A 16,606-nucleotide genomic window follows, 5' to 3' on the forward strand; every position below is an offset into this window, starting at 1 on the left:
CCGTGGGCGGAAGTCAACGCGCTAGCGTGCCTCGGCGGGACGCGGTATGCGCCGGCCATGCGGAGCGCATGGGTCGTAGCGAGTCTCTTCGTCACCGGCTGCGCGACGATGGGAGGTGGCGGCTCCGGCCCCGGAGCGCATCCGCTGGCTCCCGCCGCCGTGGTGGCGAGCCTCCCGCTCGGCATTCCGCCGACGCTGCTGGCGATCAGCCGGGACGGCGCACGCGTGGTCGCTTTCTCGAGCGGACAGCTCTCGATCGTTCGCACCGACACCAACATCATCGTGACGACCGTTCGCGTGGCGCCGTACCCGACCGGCGTCGCGATCACGCCCGACGGTGCGCACGCGCTCCTGAACAACCTGTCGTCCGCGCGCCTCGCCGTCGTCGACCTCGCCACCGGGACGCTCCTGCCGCCGATCGGCCTGGTCGTCGACATCCACCCGGGCGGGTTCGGTCGCATCGCCGTGTCGCCCGACGGCCGCACGGCGTACGTGACGAACCAGTTCAAGGAGTACCTCGCGGTCGTGAACTTGACGGCCCAGAACACCCTTTCGCCTTCGCTCGACATGCGGCCGAGCGACGTGACGCTCTCGGCGGACGGCAGGACGCTCTACGTGACGGGATGCAAAGACTTCTGCACGACGGGCACGATCGAGGCGCTCGATCCCAAGACCATGGAGCTCATTCGCACCTTCAGCGTGGGACCCGGCCCGTACCGCTTCGCGCTCGCGCCGGACGGGCGCCGCGGGTACACGACCAACCTCGCCGGCCCGACCCTGTCGGTGCTCGATCTCACGAGCGGGACGGTGGTCGCGACGCTCCCCGTGGGCGTCGAGCCGTCCGGGCTCGCCGTGTCGCCGGACGGCACGCGCGTCTACGTCGCGAACCAGAAGCAGAAGACGCTGACGATCGTGGATGCCGTGGCGAACGCCGTGGTGGCGAACGTCGCGATTCCGAGCGAGCCGCGCGAGATCGTGCTCAGTCCGGACGGCCGCCGCGCCTATCTCTCCACGCGCGACGCGCTGCTCGTCCTCGATGCGCAACGCCTATAGCCCGCGCGCTGCTTGACCCCGTCCGCGGCTCGCGGTAACCAAACGTTCGTTTGAGCGTAGGAGGCTCCCCGCATGCGTACCGCCCTGTGTGACCGTCTCGGGATCGAGTTCCCGATCTTCGCATTCAGCCATTGTCGCGACGTCGTCGCCGCCGTCAGCCGTGCCGGCGGCTTCGGTGTGCTGGGTGCCGTCGGCTTCCCGCCCGAGCAGCTCGAGATCGAGTGCAAGTGGATCGACGAGCACGTGGGCGACCGGCCGTACGGCGTCGACATCGTCATTCCCGGCAAGTACGAGGGCAAGGGCGGCGAGATCGATCCCGTGAAGCTGGAGCAGCAGCTCCTCGGCATGGTGCCCGAGCAGCACCGGCAGTTCGCCGACAAGATCCTCGCCGATCACGGCGTGCCGAAGCTGCCCGAGGGCGAGCGTGCCGTCGGCGCGCTCCTCGGCTGGACGTCGCAGACGGCGACGCCGCAGGTCGAGGTCGCGCTCCGGCATCCGAAGGTCCGCCTCATCGCCAACGCGCTCGGCACGCCGCCGGCGGAGATCATCGAGGAGATCCACGCGAGCGGCCGTCTGGTGGCCGCGCTGTGCGGGGCCGGCAAGCAGGCGCGCGCCCACAAGGCGGCGGGCGTCGACATCATCATCGCACAGGGCACCGAGGGCGGCGGACACACGGGCGAGATCGGCAGCGTCGTCCTGTGGCCCGAGGTGATCGACGCCGTGGCGCCGACACCCGTGCTCGCGGCGGGCGGCGTCGGCACGGGACGCCAGATCGCGGCCGCGCTCGCGATGGGCGCGCAGGGCGTGTGGCAGGGATCGCTCTGGCTGACGGTGAAGGAGGCGGACTGCCCGCCGGCGCAGATGGAGTGCTACATGAACGCGACGAGCAAGGACACGGTCCGCTCCCGCTCGTTCACGGGCAAGCCCTGCCGCATGCTGCGCAACGACTGGACCGATGCATGGGAGAGCCCCGACTCGCCGGGCACGCTCGGCATGCCGCTGCAGTTCATGGTGACCGGCGACGCGGTCGCGCGCGGCCATCGCTACGCCGACAAGGCGAAGGCGGTCATGTTCAACCCGGTCGGCCAGATCGTCGGCGCGCTCAACGAGGTCCGCTCTGTGAAGGAAGTGATGCAGCGCCTCGTCGAGGAGTACCTGGAGGCCGTCGAGCGCCTCCAGAGCCTCACGTCCGCCGAGGGGTGACGGCCCGGGAGCGGCCGCATGTCCGAGCCGTTCGCCGACGTCGCCAGCATCGATTACCCGATCGTCGACGCCGACGCGCACGTCTACGAGCCGCCGGACGTGTGGCAGGAGCGCGTGCCGCGCGCGCTGCGCGAGCGCGCGCCAAAGGTCGTCCGCGGTACCGACGGCGACGTGTGGTCGTTCGACGCCGGCGCGCGTACGCGTCCCATCGGGCTCATGGCGGCGGCGGGGACGAGCTACCTCGGTTTTCGTCCGTCCGGCCTCACCTACGAGACGATCCGGCGCGGCCACTACGAGCCGCGCGCGCGGCTCGCCGACATGGACGCCGACGGCATTCATGCGCAGCTCCTGTATCCCAGCGTCTGCGAGGAGGGCGCGCGCATGTTCGGCGACGAGCGGGCGCTCCAGCTCGCGTGCGTGCGAGCGTACAACGAGTGGCAGCTCGAGTTCTGCGCGGTGGCGCCCGGGCGCCTGTTCGGCCACGCGGTGATCCCCGCGACGGGCGTCGCGGACGCCGTTGCCGAGCTCGAGTGGGCGATGGATCGCGGCTACCGCGGCGTCCTCATCTCGACCTTCCCGAGCGGGCGCGTCGAACCCTCGCCGGACGACGCGCCGTTCTGGGCGCGGGCCGAGGGGGCGGGCGTGCCGGTCGCGCTCCACATCGGGAGCTTCCACGCCGACGGCCCCGTGAAGCAGCGACGGTTCGAGCCCGAGGCCGTGCTGCCGCGCGCGTCGATCAGCAAGTCGGGCGCGAACACGGTGCCGCTCGTCGCCCGCATGATCTTCTCTGGCATGTTCGAGCGCTTCTCCCGCCTGCGCGTGCTCCTGGTCGAGGCGAACATCGGCTGGATCCCGGCGATGCTCGAGCAGACCGACGACATGTTCCTGCGCTACCGGTGGTTCACCGGCACGGCGGCGGCGATGCCGTCCCGCGTCTTCCATCGGAACTTCTGGGCCACGTTCATGGTCGACACCGTGGGGATCGAGCTACGGCACCGGTTGAACCTCGAGCACCTCATGTGGTCCACCGACTATCCGCACACCGGCACCGACTGGCCGAACAGCCGCGTCACCATCGCGCGGGTGTTCCGCGGCGTTCCGGCCGCCGAGGTGAAGCGCATGCTGCACACGAACTGCAAGACGCTCTACCGGCTGGACGAGATCCCCGACCGGCTGGCGATGTGATGCGGCGGCAGGAGGGGCGTGTCGCGCTCGTCACGGGCGGTGGAACCGGCATCGGCCGCGCGATCGCGCTGCGCCTCGCCGCCGACGGCGCCGCGGTCGTCGTCACCGGACAGCGTCGCGCGCCGCTCGACGAGGTTGCCGCGACGGTCGCGCAGGCCGGCGGCGTCGCGCGGGCGCTCGTCTGCGACGTCGCCGACGCCGGGCGGGTGGACGCCCTGGTCGCGGAGACGGTCGCGGTGCTCGGTCGCCTCGACGTCCTCGTCAACAGCGCGGCGAAGAACCGCAGCGACGCGGCCGTTCCGGAGACGGCGGCCGATCTGCCGGAGTCGTGGTGGGCCGAGACGCTGGCCGTGAACCTCACCGGAGCCCTCCATTGCTGCCGCGCGGCGCTGCCGCACCTGGTGGCGGCCGGCCGCGGCGCGATCGTGAACGTCGCATCGACGTCGGGGATCGCCGGCAACACGAACCAGGCCGCGTACGTCGCCTCCAAGCACGGGCTCGTGGGCCTCACGCGCTCGATCGCGCTCGACTACGCCGACCGCGGCGTGCGCGCCAACGCGGTCGCGCCGGGCTTCATCGACACCGAGCGCTCGCGCCGCTTCTCGTCGCAGGTGCGCGGCGAGGGCTGGCGCGAGCGCAAGCTCGCGGAGATTCCGCTCCGCCGCTTCGGCACGCCCGACGACGTGGCGGCCCTGGTCGCCTTCCTCGCTTCGGACGAGGCATCGTTCATCACGGGCGCCGTGGTCCCGATCGACGGCGGCACGGCCGCGCGCCGGGGCTGAGCCTACTCGACGATCGCCTCCAGGTACGTCGGGCGCATGGGCGTGTCGTACGGCCATGCTTCCGCGTCGGTCGCGTCGATGAGCGCGCGCACGAACGCGTCCTGGCGCGCGCGGGCGTCGGGAACGGGCACGTTGTGGTTCAAGACGGCGAATGCGACGGTGCCGTACCGCTTCGACCGCAGGATGCCCGCCAGACCCGACGCGCCGACCGAGCCGAACGTCCCGGTCTTGCCGACCACGTAGCGACGATGGTCGAGGAGCCGATCCTTCAGCGTGCCTGGGTCGACGCCCGAGACCGGGAGCACGTCGACCAGCTCGTGGTGCTGGGCGACGAGCGTGTGCTCGAGCGCGCGCAGGAGCGCGACCGCAACGCGGGGCGAGAGCCGGTTCGTGGTGCCGGCGCCGGCCCCGTTGTCGATCACGATCTGGTCGCGCAGCTCGGGCGAGACGTGCGCCTTCGCGATCGTCTCGACGGCATGCGGGCCGCCGATTGCGTCCGAGGCGTAGTGGTAGACGTTGTTCGAGTAGCCGCTCAGGGTTTTCAGGACGTGGAGGAGGATCGGGGAGCGGAGCGTGACCAGGAGATCGTCGGCCGACCCGGCGGTCTTGCGCCCGGGCGAGAAGCGGAGCGCGACGGCCGCGAGCGTCTGCGGATCGCCGAGGGCGGCCCACGCCTCGGCCCCGTCGGCGCCGCGTAGCGCGCGCAGGAGACGCACGCCGCCCGGGTCCGGCTGCCAGTTGAAGAGGAAGACGCCGCGCGTGTCGACGCGTCCCGCGACCGTCCGCAAGCCCATCTCGTGCAGGCGGCGCAGCACGAGGAACGCGCTCTCGTAGACGAAGAAGGGATCGTTGCCGCCTTCGACGACGAGATCGCCGTCGAGCCGGCCGTCGCGCGGCGTGGTGGTCGCGACGAAGCGGGTCGTGAAGCGGTGGTCGGCGCCGAGGCGCTCGACCAGCGCGAGCGCGGTCGCGATCTTGGTGACCGACGCCGGGTGTACGGCCCGGTCCTCCACCTGCGCGACCAGCACGGTGCCGTCCTCGGCCTGCGCGAAGACCCCCTGATCGGCACCCACGTGCTCGCGGGCGAGCGACTGCAACGGCGGCTCGGCGCCCAGGGCCCCGAGCGCGGTGGCGACGATGAGTCCGCAAACGGCCGCGCCCCGTCCCCTCATCCCGCCGGATGACTAGCGGGCGGGGCGTCGGGTCTGCAAGCGACGGGAGGAGAGGAGAGGAGAGGTGATGGGGCCCGACGATCCTGGAGAGACGGGTGGATCGCCGGACCCCACCGGTAAGGTCACGCACCCACTGCGAACCGGAACTCGCGGGTATCGGGCACGAGCCCCAGCGGAGGCCGCCGGTTGGGCACGATGACCTCGGGGAAGTCGGTTTCGACGAACAGGATCTTGAAGGGGTTCTCGCGCATGAGGTTGGCCACGTCGTGGAAGGGCAGGATCAGCAGCTCGTGGACGGCCCCGTTCAGCTTCGCGTACGCGACCACGTCGCCGGTCTGCTCGAAGCCCATCGCCGTGTACGTCCAGCTCCGCTCGGGCTTCGAGGACACCACGCAGCGCTCGCTGCCGACGAGCTGGAACATGTCGAAGCACAGGCGGAAGAGGCCGAACGCGACCGCGGGCATCTGCAGCTTGTCACGGCGGAACTCGGGCAGGATCGCGAAGCGCGTGATCTCGAGGTTGCGCGACGCGCGGGCCTCGCGCGGGAGCGTGAAGTACTCCTCGGCCTCGAACGAGCCCGCGAAGCGCGGCGTGAGGCGCATGGTGCCGACGCAGCGGCCGGTCGCGACCTCTTCGGCCCGCAGGATCCACGAGCGGTGGTCGTATTCGTCGGGGCAGGCGATCGAGTAGCCGCCGTCGACGCAGTAGACCTGGCGGCGAACCTCGAGGGCCTCCGCGGCTTCTTCGTGGGTCTCGCAGACCTTGAACCGGAAGCCTTGCAGCAGGGTGGCGAACTTGGATTCGAAGTTGGCGTCGTCGAATGTGTCGGTCTGCTCCGTGTGGGATTGCATTGCGTCCTCCGTGCGGGCGACACAGCAACCGCCATGCCGCCCGACACAGGGGAAAAAGGCCAGTGCAACCAAGGCGTTTCCCGCGGTTCACGCGAACCGGCGGGGCCGTGAACCGGGACCTAGGTCCGGGCGTTCCCATACGCCGGCGGCGCTTGCTCCCCCAGGGCGAACTTGGTTCAACCGCAGCACTCGTGGAGCGCGCGGCACCGCCCTTCTTCCTCGTCGGGAATCCTCGCTCGGGCACGAAGATGCTCCGAGAGCTCCTGAACGCGAGCCCGGACGTCTGGATGTCGGAGGTGGAATCGCACTTCATCCCCAAGTTCACCCGCACGATCGCGCGTTACGGCGACCTCGCGACGCGCGACGGCTTCGAGCGCCTCACGACCGCCATCCGCGGCACGCGCGCCTTCTGGCAGTGGGAGCGCCGCGGTGTCCGCGTGTCGAACGACGACTGGTGGGCGGCGTGCCCGCGGCACGACTGGCCCGGCGTCGTGGCCGGGCTCTTCTGCTGCGTCCACCGGTGCGAGATCCCGAACCCACCGAAGCCGTGGGGCCAGATCGTCTGGGGCGACAAGACGCCGGTCTACATGCGCGAGGTGGCGCTCCTGGCCGACGTCTTTCCGCGCGCGCGCTTCATCCACATCGTGCGCGACCCGCGCGACTGCGTGCTCTCGACCGAGGAGGCGTGGGGGAACGCGCCGCTGCGCACGGCGCAGGAGTGGGCCGATCGCATCCGGAGCTGTCGCGCTGCCGGCCAGGCGCTGGGGCCGTCGCGGTACGTGGAGCTGCGGTACGAGGACCTGACCGACGACGCACATCGCGAGCTGCACCGCCTGTTCGACTTTCTGGGCGTGCCGACGCCCGCCGACGCCGGCCGCCTCTTTCGCGTGCCGGAGAACCTGGGCGCCGCGAAGGGCGCCAGCGCGGTCGTCGCGGGCAACAAGCGCAAGTGGGAGGCGCGCATGGAGCCGGGTCTCCGGCGCACCATCGAGGAGCTGACCGGCGATCTGCTCGACGCGTACGGCTACGAGCGCGAGTACCCCGGCGTTCCGATGCGCCACCTGTCGCGCGCTCGCATGGAGACCTACCGGCTGCGCGACGCCTGGCATCAGCTCCGCTTTCGCCGTCGCGAGCTCGGCAGCTGGACCGAAGCGGTCAAGTTCCTGATGGCGAGGTAGGCGGCCCGCATGCTGCGGGTGACGGAGAGCAACCGGCTCGAGGTGCTTGCGGAGCGGCTGGTGGCTTCGCTCGATGCGCCTGGCGACGCGCCGCTCGCGCCCGACCTCGTGGTCGTACCGAACGGCGGCATGGCGCGCTGGCTCTCGCTCTGGATCGCGCGCGATCGTGGCGTGTGTGCGAACGTCCGCTTCGACCTGCCGGCGGAGTTCATCTGGAGCGTGCTCGGCCGCGCGCTCGGCCAGCGCGCGAATGCGGACGTGTTCGACCCCGCGGTGCTCACGTGGCGGGTGCTCGGGGTCCTCGCACGCCTCGAGCGCCGGCCCCCGTTCACCGCACTGCACGCCTACACCGACGGTCCATCGGATCGCCGGCGCTACGAGCTCGCGCGCCGCATCGCGAACGTGTTCGATCAGTATCTCGTCTACCGCCCGGACTGGATCCGGCGCTGGGAAGCGGGCGCCGACGAGCACTGGCAGGCGGAGTTGTGGCGCCGCCTCGTCGCCGGCAGCGATGCGTCGCACCGCGTGACGCTGCTCGACACTCTGGTGGCCGCGCTCCAGGGTGGAGGAGGGCTTGCGAGAGCCGAGCTGCCCGCGCGCGTCCGGGTCTTTGCCGTCGCGGCGATGCCGCCTGCGTATCTCGCCGTCTTCGGCCGGCTCGCCGAGCGGATCGACGTCGACCTGTACGCATTGAACCCGAGCCCCACGTATTGGGGCGATCTCATGGGCTCGCGCGAGCTGGCACGAAGCCCGCTGGCGGCCGGCGACGAGGATCTGGCGCGGGGGAACAGCCTGCTGGCCGGATTCGGCAAGCAGCTCGCAGAGCTCCGCGACCTCGTCCGCGAGTGGAATGCCCACGAGATCGACGCGCACGTGGAGCCGTCGGAGGCCTCCATCCTGCACGCCGTACAGGCCGACATCCATCACCTGCGGACGCGCGGCAGCGGCCCGTCGCCCAAGACCCCGCGTCCCGACGATCGCACCATCCAGGTGCACCGGTGTCACGGGCCGATGCGCGAGGTGGAGGTGCTGCACGATCAGCTCCTCGACCTCTTCGACCGCCATCCCGACCTCGAGCCATCCGACGTCGTCGTGATGACCCCCGACATCGAAGCCTACGCGCCGTGCATCGAGGCGGTGTTCGGGACGGCTCCCCACCAGCGGATGATCCCGTTCACGATCGCCGATCGGAGCGCGCGAGCCGAGCGGCCGATTCTCGGGGCGTTCCTGGCGCTCCTCGCGCTACCCGGGAGCCGGTACGACGCGAACAGCCTGCTGGCGCTGCTCGACGTCGACGCCGTCCGGCGTCGGTTCGGGTTCGCGGACGCCGAGGTGGCTCGCGCGCGCCGCTGGGTGCGCGCGACGGGGATCCGCTGGGGGGTCGATGCCGCCGCGCGCGCCGCGCTCGGGCTGCCGGCGACGCACGAGCACACCTGGCGCTTCGGGCTCGACCGGCTGCTCCTCGGGTACGCGCTGCCGGAGGAGCAGCGCCGGCGCTTCGCCGGGGTGTTGCCCTACGACGACGTGGAGGGCACGTCGGCGCGTGCGCTCGGCCTGCTCGCGACCTTCGCCGAAGCCTGCTTCACGCTGGGACGCGACCTCGGCGGCGCGCGCGCTCCGCTGGCGTGGACGACCGCGCTCAGCGAGGTGGTCGATCGCTTCTTCGACGCCTCGGAGGCGGACGAGGAGGACGTGGTGACGATCCGGCGTGCGCTCACCGAACTCGCGAGCGTCATCCGGCGAGCCGGCTTCGGGGACGCCGTCTCGCTCGACGTCATCCGCGCCTACCTCGAAGCGGTACTCGCGGTACCGGTCGCGAGCGGTCGCTTTCTCGCCGGGCGGGTGACGTTCTGCGCGCTCGTCCCCATGCGCTCGATCCCGTTCGAGGTGGTGTGCCTCGTCGGTCTCGACGACGGCGCCTTCCCCCGCCAGCAGCGTCCGGTGGGGTTCGATCTCATGGCGGACGACTTCCGCCCGGGAGACCGCTCGCGGCGTGAGGACGATCGCTCGCTGTTTCTCGAGGCAATCCTCTCGGCGCGGCGCGTCCTGTATCTCTCGTACGTCGGGCGCGACATCCGGGACAACTCGGAGCGTCCGCCGTCGGTGCTGGTGCGCGACCTGGTCGACTACGTGCGCTGCGGTTTCGACGTGGAGGTGGAGCAGACCCATCCGCTGCAGCCGTTCAGCGCCACCTACTTCATGCCGGGCGCCACGCTATTCAGCTACGCCGACGATCTGTGCGCGGCGCGCCGGCTGCAGGGAACCCGCGTCGAGCTGGCTGCCCCGTTCGTCCTGCGGCCACTTCCCGTCCCGGAGGCGGGGCGGCGCACGCTGTCCGTCGACGACCTCGTGCGCTTCTTCCTCGGCCCCGCGAAGTTCCTCCTGCAGGAGCGCCTGGGACTCCGCCTCGAGCCGGCGCGCGGCGTCGTCGACACCCGCGAGCCGTTCGTGCTCGATGCGCTGTCGCGCTATCTCGTGCGCGATCAGGTGCTCCGCCTGTGGCGTGAGGGCACGCCGGTCGCGGAGCTGGAGCCGCTTCTGCGCGGGGCGGGGCTCCTGCCGCACGGCGCGCCCGGCGACGTGGCGCTGCAGGAGCAGACCGCGGGCGTCGAGGATCTTCTCGCGCGTCTCGACGACGCGTTGCCGACGCCACGGTTGCCCCCGACACCCGTCGACGTCCTGGTGGGCGACTTCCGCCTGCACGGCGCGATCCCGACTGGCCGCGCCGGCGGCGTCGTCGACTACCGGCCGACCGTAGCGAAGGCGAAGGACCGCCTGGCCCTCTGGATCCGTCACCTCGTGCTCGCGAGCCACACCGGTCGCGACGCGCAGGGCCGGTGGCTCGGGACGCACGGTGACGTCGTCCTGCGCCCGCCGACACGGCCGCGCGAAGTGCTCGCGGAGCTCCTGGCGCTCTACTGGGACGGTCTGCAACGGCCGCTGCCGTTCTTCCCGCGCTCGTCCTACGCACTGTGTACCAGCAGGGGCGACTCCATGGGCGCCGTCCTTCGCCAGTGGAATCGGGCGGCAACACCGGAGGTTCCGCCGGGCGAGAGCGAGGATCCGTACAACGAGCTCGCGTTCCGCGGCGCGAAGGCGCTCGGCGACGAATTCCGGTCGCTCGCCCGCCGGGTCGTGGGGCCGCTCCTGGATCACCAGGTGGAGGACCCCTCGTGACGCCGGCGTTCGCGCCGCTCGCCGGCACGACTGCGATCGAGGCGAATGCGGGCACGGGGAAGACCTTCACGATCACGCAGCTCTACGTGCGCCTCGTGCTCGAGGCGGGGCTCGACGTGGCGAGCATCCTCGTCGTGACGTATACGCGCGCGGCGACCGCCGAGTTGCGGAACCGACTTCGCGAGCGCCTCGCCGAAGCGCGCGACGTCTTCGCGCGCGGCGAGACGAACGACCCGTTCTACGCCGAGCTCCTGCGGCGCGTACCGGATCGCGGCGCCGCGGACCGCGCGCTGCGCCGCGCGCTACAGAGCTTCGACGAGGCGGCCGTCTTCACGATCCACGGCTTCTGCCAGCGCGTCCTCGCCGAGCGTGCGTTCGAGGGCGGCGTGGCGTTCGACGCGGAGCTCGTGCCGGACCAGGAGGACCTGCTGCTCGAGGTCGTCGACGACTTCTGGCGCACGACGTTCTACGCCGCATCGCCGATGCTGGTGCGCTACCTGGTGAAGAAGCGGCACTGGACGCCGGAGTGGCTGCGCGACGAGCTGCGTGGCTACCTCGGGCCGCGCCGGGCGCGCGTGATCGCGCCCGAAGATCCCGGCGACCTCGGGCCGCTCGAATCCGCGTTCGACGGCGCGATGCGGGTGGTGGCCGCCGCCTGGCCCCGGGATCGTGCCGGCGTTCTCGAGCTGCTTCGACGGGCCCCCGGGCTCGACCGATCCCGATACCAGGAGAGGACGGTGGAGCGCATCGTCGGCGCGATGGACGAGCTCGTCGAAGTCGGTGCGCCGACGCCGGCGCTTCACGAGGACATCGAGCGCCTGACGGCCCGTCGGATTCGCGAGGCGACGAAGGCGGGTCGGCCGGCGCCCGACCATCCCTTCTTTGCGACGTGCGAGGCCCTCTGGACCGCGGGCTCGGCACTGCTGCGAGCCTACGACGACCGCGGCGCGGCGCTGCGCGGTCGCCTGATCGCCTATGCTTCGCGCGAGCTCGAAGCGCGAAAGGCCGAGCGCTCGATCCAGTTCTACGACGACCTTCTCGCGGCGCTGGCCCGCGCGCTCGCCGACCCGGTGCGCGGGCCGCGGCTCGCGGAGGCCGTCCGGCGTCGCTACCGCGCGGCGCTGGTGGACGAGTTCCAGGACACCGATCCGGCGCAATACGAGATCATCCGGCGTCTCTACGAGGGCACCGAGCTGCCCGTGGTCCTCGTCGGCGATCCCAAGCAGGCGATCTACAGCTTTCGAGGGGCCGACGTCTTCAGCTACCTGCGCGCGCGGGCCACGGCGGCGAACACGACGCAGCTCGACGTCAACCGGCGCGCCGATCCGCTCCTAGTCCGGGCGGTGAACGCGCTCTTCGGCGCCAGCCCGCGGCCGTTCCTGATCGACGGGATCTCGTTCGTCCCGAGCGACGCGGCCCCGGAGCCGCGCGAGGCGACGCTCACCGTGGAGGACGGCGAGGACGCACCCCTTCGCGTCTGGTGGCTCGAGGGCGAGGGCGGCAAGGCCGTCGAGAAGACGGTCGCGCGCCAGCGCGTCGCCGGGGCGACGGCGGGCGAGATCGTTCGGCTCCTCGAGCTCGGTCGCAACGGGCGCGCCACGCGGGTCTCCTCGCAGGGATCTCGCCCGCTCGACGGGCGGGACATCGCGGTGCTCGTGCGTACGAACGAAGAAGGCCGCAGCATGCGCGAAGCGCTCCTCGCACGCGGGGTGCCGAGCGTCCAGCAGGCGGTCGACTCGGTGTTCGCGTCGCGCGAGGCCGCGGAGCTCGAACGCGTGCTGGTCGCGGTCGCGGACCCGGGGCAGGGCGTGCTCGTCCGGGCGGCGCTCACCACCGAGATGCTCGGAGGCACGGCTGACGCGCTCGAGCGGCTGGCGGACGAGGACGTGGCCTGGGAGGAGCGCGTCGAGGCGTTCCACGAGTACCACCACCGATGGCAGACGTATGGCTTCGTGCACATGCTGCGCCTGCTCGTCGTGCGCGAAGGCGTCGCGAAGCGGCTGCTCGCGTTCCCCGACGGCGAGCGCCGGGTGACGAATCTGTTCCACCTGATCGAGCTGCTCCACACCCACGCGAGCCACCATCGCTGCGGGATCGACGCGCTGGTCGAGTGGCTCGCCGACCAGCGGGAGGCGGCGCGGCTCGGAGAGCTCAGTGCCGACGAGATGTTGCTCCGTCTCGAGAGCGATGCGGCGCTCGTGACGATCGTCACGGTCCACAAGGCGAAGGGGCTCCAGTATCCGATCGTCTTCTGCCCCTTTCTGTGGAACGGATACCTCTTCGCCAGCAAGAGCGACGCGGTGGTCTGCCACGAGCCGGACGCCGAGGACCCCACGCTCGATCTCGGGTCGCCGGCAATGGCGCAGCGGCGCGCGCGGGCGAAGGAAGAGGAGATCGCCGAACGTCTCCGCCTCGTCTACGTGGCGCTGACGCGCGCCCAGCACCGCTGCTATCTCGCGTGGGGTAAGGTGAACGAGGGGGGGACATCGCCCCTCGCCTGGTTGTTGCACGGTGGCGACGAGGACGTGGTCGCGGTGGCGGAACGCTACAAGAAGCTCTCCGGTGACGCGCTGCGCGCCGAGGTCGATCGCGTCGCGCTGGCGGCCCGCGGCGCGATCGCCGTCGAGCCCCTCCCGGACGACGCCGTGAGCGCGCGGCTCGCGGGCACCGACCCCGACCGCGAACGCCTGGAGTATCGACGCCTCGTTCATCGCGTGCGGCCCGTGTGGGGCATCGCCAGCTTCTCGGCGCTGGTGGCCGCGGGCGGCGAGCGCGAACGACCCGACTACGATCAGCGGGACGTGCCTCCACCCGGCGACGCAGGTGATCCGCGGCGCGGCTGCCACGGCTTTCCCCGCGGCGCCCGGGCCGGTCGTTGCCTGCACGCGATCCTCGAAGCCATCGACTTCACGGCGCCCGACTGGACGGTGGTTCCGCCCTTGCTGCGCGGGTTCGGCATCGACGATGCGTGGGCGCCCCTCGTGGTCGAATGGATGGAGCGGGTACTCGCGACACCGCTCGACGGGCTGGACCGCCTCCGCCTGTGCGACGTCCCACGGACGCGACGGCTCGACGAGCTCGAGTTCTACTATCCCACCGCCGGGTTCGACGTGGGCGTGCTCGGACGTGGGCTCGCCGCCGCCGGCTTCGCCGGCGGGGCGTTCCGCGAGGCCGCCGTGCGTCTGGAGGTCGCGACCCTGCGTGGCTTCCTGCGGGGGTTCATCGATTGCGTGTTCGAGCACGGAGGGCGGTACTTCGTGGTCGACTACAAATCGAACTGGCTCGGTGAGCGCACGGAGCCCTACGCCGCGCCGGCGCTGGTGCGGGTCGTCGCGGCCGAGCAGTACTGGCTCCAGTACCTCCTGTACACACTCGCCGTACATCGTCACCTCGCTCGGCGCGTGCGGGACTACGACTACGATCGCCACATGGGCGGCGTGCGCTACCTCTTCCTCCGCGGCATGGAGCCGTCGCGCGGGAGCGCCTTCGGCGTCTACGCGGACCGCCCGAGCCGGCGCGTGATCGAGCTGCTCGACGGTTGCGTCCGGGGCGAGGCATCATGACGGCACTCCTCGACCGGCTCGACGGCTTCCGGGATCGCGGCGCGCTCTCCGACCTCGACGTCCAGTTCGCGCGCTTCCTGGCTCGCATCGGCGGGTCCGACGCCGACGAGATCGTGCTCGCCGCGGCTCTCACGAGCCAGCGCGTCGACCGCGGGCACGTCTGCGCCGATCTCGCCGCGCTGGCCGGCCGCGTCGTGCTGCCCGCGGAGGACGACGATCCCGAGGCCGGGCCGCCGGTCGTCGCCCCGTCGCTCGCGCGGTGGCGCGCGGCGCTCGAGAGGTCCCCACTGGTCGGCCCCGATCGGCCCCTGATGCTCGACGAGCAGGGGCGGCTCTATCTGCAGCGCTACTGGCGCTACGAGCGTGCCCTCGCGGAGGCGATCCGCGCCCGGGCGACGCGGGTGCATGCGATCGACGAGGCGCGCCTGCGCGCCGACGCCGCGCGCCTGTTTCCGCCGACGGGCGAGCCCGGGCCCGACTGGCAACGCGTTGCTGCGGTCGCCGCCGTGCTGCGCTCGCTGTCGGTCGTGTCGGGCGGACCCGGGACCGGCAAGACGACCACCGTGGTCCGCATGCTGGCGCTGCTCGCGAGTCAATCGGCCCAGCCGCTGCGGATCGGTCTCGCGGCGCCCACCGGCAAGGCCGCGGCACGCATGCAGGAGGCGATCCGTGCGGCGCGCGCCTCGTTGCCGGTCGACGACGCGGTCCATGCCCGCATTCCCGACGACGCGCGCACGATCCACCGCCTGCTCGGGGCCCGCCCGGAATCGGCGACCTTTCGACACGGACCGGCGAACCCGCTCCCGCTCGACGTGCTCGTGGTCGACGAGGCGTCGATGGTGGACCTCGCCCTCATGGCGCGGATCGTCGGCGCGTTGCCCGACGCCGCACGCCTGGTGCTCCTCGGAGATCGCGACCAGCTCGCGTCGGTCGAGGCCGGCGCGGTGCTGGGCGACCTCTGCGGCCCGGCCCCGGGCTTCTCGCACGCATTCCGCGCGCGCATCGAGGGACTGGTCGGCTCGTCGCTTCCAGCCGGCGCGCGTGATGGCACGCCGCTCGCCGACTGCGTCGTCCTGCTGTCGCGGAGCTATCGCTTCGCCGGCGACAGTGGCATCGGCCGGCTCGCGGACGCGGTCAACCGCGGCGACGCGGAGCGCGCGATGGCGCTCCTCGACGCAGCCTCCACGCCGGACGTCGTGCGGGCCGACGGGCCGGATCGCGAGCTGGTGGCGACCGCCGTCGAAGGATACCGCGATCATCTCGCGCGGGTCGCGGCGGGTGCGCCGCCGGCCGAGATCTTCGCCGCCTTCCGCGGCTTCCGCGTGCTGTGTGCGCACCGCAGGGGTCCGCGCGGTGCGGAAACCTTGAACCGACTCGTCGTCGAGCGTCTCGGTGCGCATGGCGAATGGTACCCGGGTCGTCCGGTCCTGGTGACCGAGAACGACTACGCCCTCCGCCTCTTCAACGGCGACGTGGGGATCGCGCTCCCCGACCCGGATGCCGGCGGCCGGCTGCGCGTCTTCTTCGAAGGCGAAGCGGGCACGCTGCGCCGCATTCCCCCGCTGCGCCTGCCGCCGCACGAGACGACGTACGCCATGACGATCCACAAGAGCCAGGGCTCGGAGTTCGACCGGGTCGTGCTCGTCCTGCCGCCGGAGGACTCGCGGCTGCTGACGCGGGAGCTGCTCTACACGGCGATCACGCGCGCCCGGTCGTCGGTGCTGGTGTGGGGCGACGACCTCGTGGTTCGCGCCGCCGTCGAACGCCGGCTCGTCCGCTCCTCCGGATTGCGCGACGCTCTCTGGGGCTCCTAGCGCCGTCGCAGTCGCACGACGGGGCGCGAACGCGGTATGGTCCGCCCGTGGCGAGCGTCCTCGAGACCTATCGCGACCCGCTCTTCTGGTCGTTCCCGATGGGCAGCATCGTCGCGAGCCTCGTCGCCTTCGCGGCCTTCGCGGGGCCGCTCACGTACATCGCGTGGCGCGATCCGGCGTGGGCGCGGCCGTACCGCCTGCAGAGCCGCCCGCCGCGCGAGCAGCAGCTCGTGGCGGCGTCGATCGGCACGTGGATCGTGAACAACGGCTGTCTCGCGATCGCGACCGTCCTGTCGTGGCCGCTCCTGCGCACGAGCGGCGTGCACGCCGGGCCGCTGCCGGGATGGTGGGTGATCGCGGCGCAGCTCGTCTTCTTCGTCTACCTCGACGACTTCCTCTACTACTGGTTCCATCGCGGCATGCACACGCGCTGGCTCTACAAGCGCGTGCACGGCTGGCACCATCGCATCGTGACGCCATGGGCGATCACCGGGCACTACATGCACCCGGTGGAGTACGTGCTCACGGGCACGCTGGCGCTCGTGGGGCCGCTCCTCGTCGGCGCGCACGTCGTCGTGCTGTGGATCTGGTTCGCCTTCCGGCAGTGGGAAGCGGCCGAGGGGCACTG

11 protein-coding genes are annotated in these 16,606 nt (G+C 71.7%); 9 read left to right on the plus strand and 2 right to left on the minus strand.

What is annotated here, in order from left to right:
- Positions 1–57 precede the first annotated feature (57 nt).
- The 4 genes from VMS22_20250 (at position 58) to VMS22_20265 (ending at position 4,223) form a co-directional block, all read left to right on the plus strand.
- The gene (locus VMS22_20250; GenBank protein HXJ36374.1) at positions 58–1,053 is read left to right on the plus strand and encodes a YncE family protein; all 996 of its coding nucleotides are present in this window, start codon (positions 58–60) and stop codon (positions 1,051–1,053) included.
- Between the two features lie 72 nt (positions 1,054–1,125).
- Positions 1,126–2,256, plus strand: coding sequence for a nitronate monooxygenase family protein (locus VMS22_20255; GenBank protein HXJ36375.1), 1,131 nt, complete (start codon positions 1,126–1,128; stop codon positions 2,254–2,256).
- An 18-nt stretch (positions 2,257–2,274) separates the two neighbouring features.
- Positions 2,275–3,441 carry an amidohydrolase family protein gene (locus tag VMS22_20260; protein HXJ36376.1) on the plus strand — a complete coding sequence of 389 codons (1,167 nt, stop codon included), beginning with the start codon at positions 2,275–2,277 and terminating at the stop codon, positions 3,439–3,441.
- Positions 3,441–4,223 (plus strand): SDR family NAD(P)-dependent oxidoreductase, encoded by a 783-nt coding sequence (locus VMS22_20265; GenBank protein ID HXJ36377.1) that lies wholly within the window; start codon positions 3,441–3,443, stop codon positions 4,221–4,223. The genes VMS22_20260 and VMS22_20265 overlap by 1 nt, the downstream gene beginning before the upstream one ends.
- 2 nt (positions 4,224–4,225) lie before the next feature.
- Here VMS22_20265 and VMS22_20270 read toward each other — a convergent pair whose 3' ends face one another.
- Together VMS22_20270 and VMS22_20275 are read right to left on the minus strand one after the other, a co-directional pair.
- Positions 4,226–5,395, minus strand: coding sequence for a D-alanyl-D-alanine carboxypeptidase (locus tag VMS22_20270; GenBank protein HXJ36378.1), 1,170 nt, complete (start codon positions 5,393–5,395; stop codon positions 4,226–4,228).
- A gap of 122 nt (positions 5,396–5,517) precedes the next feature.
- On the minus strand, positions 5,518–6,246 hold the full coding sequence (locus VMS22_20275; GenBank protein HXJ36379.1) for a GNAT family N-acetyltransferase: 729 nt from the start codon (positions 6,244–6,246) through the stop codon (positions 5,518–5,520).
- Positions 6,247–6,437: 191 nt separating this feature from the next.
- Here VMS22_20275 and VMS22_20280 point away from each other — a divergent pair, with 191 nt between their 5' ends.
- From VMS22_20280 to VMS22_20300, 5 genes are all read left to right on the plus strand, one after another.
- On the plus strand, positions 6,438–7,424 hold the full coding sequence (locus tag VMS22_20280) for a sulfotransferase (GenBank protein HXJ36380.1): 987 nt from the start codon (positions 6,438–6,440) through the stop codon (positions 7,422–7,424).
- A 9-nt stretch (positions 7,425–7,433) separates the two neighbouring features.
- Positions 7,434–10,601 carry an exodeoxyribonuclease V subunit gamma gene (gene recC / locus VMS22_20285; protein HXJ36381.1) on the plus strand — a complete coding sequence of 1,056 codons (3,168 nt, stop codon included), beginning with the start codon at positions 7,434–7,436 and terminating at the stop codon, positions 10,599–10,601.
- The gene (gene recB, locus VMS22_20290; GenBank protein HXJ36382.1) at positions 10,598–14,164 is read left to right on the plus strand and encodes an exodeoxyribonuclease V subunit beta; all 3,567 of its coding nucleotides are present in this window, start codon (positions 10,598–10,600) and stop codon (positions 14,162–14,164) included. The genes recC and recB overlap by 4 nt, the downstream gene beginning before the upstream one ends.
- Complete coding sequence (gene recD, locus VMS22_20295; GenBank protein HXJ36383.1) at positions 14,161–15,978, plus strand: exodeoxyribonuclease V subunit alpha; 1,818 nt, start codon at positions 14,161–14,163, stop codon at positions 15,976–15,978. The genes recB and recD overlap by 4 nt, the downstream gene beginning before the upstream one ends.
- 47 nt (positions 15,979–16,025) lie before the next feature.
- Positions 16,026–16,606 (plus strand): sterol desaturase family protein (locus VMS22_20300; GenBank protein ID HXJ36384.1); only part of this gene is annotated, 581 nt, incomplete at its 3' end.

It is taken from the genome of Candidatus Eisenbacteria bacterium (genome assembly GCA_035577985.1).
Lineage (GTDB): Bacteria > Desulfobacterota > Binatia > DP-6 > DP-6 > DATJZY01.

Excerpts from the sequence above, each read along its gene's own strand:
- VMS22_20265 (HXJ36377.1), top strand. The coding sequence starts at position 3,441 with ATGCGGCGGCAGGAGGGGCGTGTCGCGCTCGTCACGGGCGGTGGAACC.
- VMS22_20260 (HXJ36376.1), top strand. The coding sequence starts at position 2,275 with ATGTCCGAGCCGTTCGCCGACGTCGCCAGCATCGATTACCCGATCGTC.
- VMS22_20275 (HXJ36379.1), bottom strand. The coding sequence starts at position 6,246 with ATGCAATCCCACACGGAGCAGACCGACACATTCGACGACGCCAACTTC.
- recD (HXJ36383.1), top strand. The coding sequence starts at position 14,161 with ATGACGGCACTCCTCGACCGGCTCGACGGCTTCCGGGATCGCGGCGCG.
- VMS22_20255 (HXJ36375.1), top strand. The coding sequence starts at position 1,126 with ATGCGTACCGCCCTGTGTGACCGTCTCGGGATCGAGTTCCCGATCTTC.
- VMS22_20270 (HXJ36378.1), bottom strand. The coding sequence starts at position 5,395 with ATGAGGGGACGGGGCGCGGCCGTTTGCGGACTCATCGTCGCCACCGCG.
- VMS22_20250 (HXJ36374.1), top strand. The coding sequence starts at position 58 with ATGCGGAGCGCATGGGTCGTAGCGAGTCTCTTCGTCACCGGCTGCGCG.
- recC (HXJ36381.1), top strand. The coding sequence starts at position 7,434 with ATGCTGCGGGTGACGGAGAGCAACCGGCTCGAGGTGCTTGCGGAGCGG.